A 3,270-nucleotide genomic window follows, 5' to 3' on the forward strand; every position below is an offset into this window, starting at 1 on the left:
ATGAACATGCATGATGAATCTATCCGTTCATCGAGACTCGCTGGGCATGAGGTAGAAGGTCGGATCGGCTCCCGCCAACGCCAACCTCCGAGAGGCCTCCGGCTACAAGGCTCAATCCTTATCCTTCCATCGCCGCCCCAGCAGGCAAGGCCCTAAGATGGCTCCGGTTCCTGCACTGCCGATGTTCGCGGGATCCAATAGGGAACAAAAACGAAAAAACGGGGACTCATGACAAGCCCAAACACCACGAGTAACGAAGAGGGCACTGAACGTAACCACCGTCACACTGCTCCGCCCACCGGTCTGACGAAGTCGGAAGAGTTCGTCCAAGGAATGGCAAAACACCTGACGGGCCTGAGTCGACTCGTCGATGAGCAGGCCAGCCGACTGCACGACCTGTCGTTCGCGGCCACCGGCGAGAACTCGGATATCCGCAAAATTCACGGCCTGTCCACCATCGGTCAGGCCATTGATGACGCCCTGTCGGGCTCCAGGCGGGAAATTCTCACCGCGCAGCCGGACGGTCCTCGCCCGAGGGAAGTTCTTGACGACGCCCTGGAAGGCGTGCGGCGCCATATAGCCGCAGGTGTCGCAATGCGGACTCTCTATCAGCACACGACGCGTTTCGACGAGGCGACAAAAGAATATGTCCAGGAGGTGACGAAACTCGGAGCTTCGGTCCGTACGCTCGATGAATTCTTCGACCGCCTCATCATCGTGGACGACGTCGCCTTCATCGCCGCGAATGCCGACCGTACCTCTGCGGTCGCGGTGAGCGAGCCGGCCGTCGTCAGCTTTCTCCGCGACATGTTCAACAGGTCGTGGGACCGGGCACAGCCCTTCCCGTTCGTCCCCAATCATGCGGCGATGGCGGCAAGAGAGGTCATGCCCGCCATGCGCGACTCGATCAAGCGCCTGCTGATCAAGGGCTACCCGGACAAGCAGATAGCCCGGCGGCTCGGCATCAGCGAGCGGTCGTTGCGGAGCCACATCGCCGGTATGAAGCAAGAGCTTGAGGCACACAACCGGATACAGATGGGCTACCTCTGGGGCAGAGCCGAAAGCACGTGACCCCGCGGGTCCAACAGCCGGCCGGGCCTGATGTCGACGCTTCGGCGGGGTCGGGGCGCCGCGTCGTGGCTGACCGCGACACACGCTTAGGGCACGTAGATAGGCGTGATCATTGGGGCCGGGCGAGGTCCTTCATCCAGGTCAGAGGGCCACGGAGGTGGAGGCCGGCGAGGTGGCTTTCCGGGGTCCTGTCATACCGGGTGGCGATGCCTCGCCGGGCTCTCAGCTTGTCGATCAGGCGCTCGACGGTGTTTCGCTCCTTGTAGAGGCCGGCGTCGTGGCCGACGGGTCGGCCGCCCTGGCCCCTCCTCTCCGGGATGACGGCCTTGATGCGGCGCTTTCGCACGTGGGCGCGGTTGCCGGGGGACGAGTAGGCCTTGTCCCGGCTACCGCGTCGGGCCGGGTGCGGGGACGGCCGACCGGCCCGCGAACCCGTCATTTCTTGAACACGGGGATGAACTGTGGGCTGTCGGCGGCCTGCCCCTCGGTCAGCACGAAGACCACACGAAGACCAGCGGGTGGCACGAACCCCGGCGGGCGGCACGAAGACGATCAAAACGACAGGCGACGGGATCAACGGTCCCGTCGCCTGTCGTTGCCTCCCCCGCCCCCCCCCGAACGAGGTCAGTTGACCTGGCCGGCAGGTCGCACGGTGAGGTGGTTGATGTCCACGCTTCCAGGTTGGTTGACGGCGAAGAGGATCGTCTCGGCGACCTGTTCGGCGGTCAGTGCCGGTGCCGCCTCGGGGCAGCCGCCACGCTCGTCCCAGAACGGGGTGTCCACCACTCCCGGGGCGACGAGGGTGACGCCGACCCTGTCCTTGGCGACCAGGAGCCGGACGTTCTCGACCAGGGCGTGCGTGGCCCACTTGGTGACGGAGTACAGGTTGCCGGGCGTGTTCCTGGTCCCCGCGACCGAACCGACGATCACGATCCGGCCCTTGGACTCCCTGAGGTGCGGCAGCGTCTCACGCACCAGCAGAGCGGGGCCGAGGACGTTGGTGAGAACCATGGCACGCATCGCCTGCGGGTCGTGGTCCTCCAGGGTGCCGGGCAGGGAGAACCCGGCGTTGGCGATCACCGTGTCCAACCGGCCCCAGGCGCCCACGACTTGACTCACGGCGGAGGCGACATGGTTCTCGTCACTGGCGTCACCGCTGATGGTCAACAGCCGTTCCCCCGCTCCGGCCGAGGCGGCGAATGCGGCCAGCCGATCGGCATCGCGGCCGGTGATCGCCACGAAGTGACCTTGCTTGAGCAGGGCGCGGGCAGTGGCCGCACCGATTCCGCTCGAACCACCTGTGATCAACGTGACGGGTTCCATGGGGCGGCCTCCTGAGTGATGGCGGCATCGACGACGTGTCAGGGCTCCGGGCGCCGTTCGGCCGACCGACGCGTGATCCGCGAATCACGCCAAGTTTCCGCCGAGTTCCGGGACGCCGTGACAGACGAAAGGGCGGTTGTGCGGTCGGTCGGAGGACGCCTCGGCTGTCCCGGCGACGATCAACTGCTGTAGTCGACCGCGATGTTACTAGGCCGTGTGTGCAGATGACGTGGAGTGAGCACGTTCTCGCCACCCACGTTGACCTGCGGAATCCGAACCGAGCTGTCCCAGGCCGCGAAGCGGTACGACCAAGGCCGCCCTGGTCCTGCTCCACTTTGAGTACGACCGCCCTCCGCCCCGGCAGCCCGTCACGCACCGTGACGATTCGTGCAGGAACCGGAGCCATCTGGGGCCCTTGTCTGCTGGGGTGGCGGTGGAAAAGATTGAGCCTAGGAGCCGGGGGGCCTCTCGGAGGTTCGAGATGGCAGGAGCCGAGCCGACCTTCCATCTCATGTCCAGTGAACCTCAGTGAATGGGTAGATTCATCATGCATGTTCGTTCAGCGTTGACCCGTATGACCCGCACCGTACGTGTCGCATTCATTGGCGGATTCGTCGGTGTGGCAGTGGCGATAGCCATCGGGCACGGGTCGTTCTCTCCCTCCGTCACTGCGGCGTCTACGGCCGGTTCGAGCGCGGTGCAGGCCGGCGATGGCGATATCGGCTGGAATTAGCGTGGAACTCCTCGCATCCTGACCGCACGGAGAGCGCGGCGGGTTCCCGCAGCTCACTGCCCGCTGCCCACTGCCATCGACTTCGAGAGACTGCTCGGAGTACGCGTGCTGGTCCGCTTCCAGTTCGTCACGTGAACGTTCGC

The 3,270-nt window shown here is 65.2% G+C and carries 2 protein-coding genes and 1 pseudogene; 1 reads left to right on the forward strand and 2 read right to left on the reverse strand.

Features of this window, described 5'->3' with window-relative positions; all coding sequences use genetic code 11:
* Positions 1-333 precede the first annotated feature (333 nt).
* Entirely contained in the window at positions 334-1,071 is a 738-nt protein-coding gene (locus ACIBK4_RS50420) for a LuxR C-terminal-related transcriptional regulator (protein ID WP_399006956.1), read from the forward strand.
* Between the two features lie 109 nt (positions 1,072-1,180).
* Here ACIBK4_RS50420 and ACIBK4_RS50425 read toward each other — a convergent pair.
* Both ACIBK4_RS50425 and ACIBK4_RS50430 read right to left on the reverse strand, forming a co-directional pair.
* A pseudogene (locus ACIBK4_RS50425) lies at positions 1,181-1,575 on the reverse strand (transposase); the annotation flags it as partial.
* Positions 1,576-1,695: 120 nt separating this feature from the next.
* A complete protein-coding gene (locus ACIBK4_RS50430; protein ID WP_307627137.1) occupies positions 1,696-2,394 on the reverse strand; it encodes an SDR family oxidoreductase in 699 nt (232 codons plus the stop codon).
* Positions 2,395-3,270: the final 876 nt, after the last annotated feature.

Source organism: Streptomyces sp. NPDC050528 (genome assembly GCF_044457795.1).
Taxonomy (GTDB): Bacteria; Actinomycetota; Actinomycetes; order Streptomycetales; family Streptomycetaceae; genus Streptomyces.

What these genes read in the sequence shown, in the direction of transcription:
- ACIBK4_RS50430 (WP_307627137.1), bottom strand. Translation starts at nt 2,394, where the DNA reads ATGGAACCCGTCACGTTGATCACAGGTGGTTCGAGCGGAATCGGTGCG.
- ACIBK4_RS50420 (WP_399006956.1), top strand. Translation starts at nt 334, where the DNA reads ATGGCAAAACACCTGACGGGCCTGAGTCGACTCGTCGATGAGCAGGCC.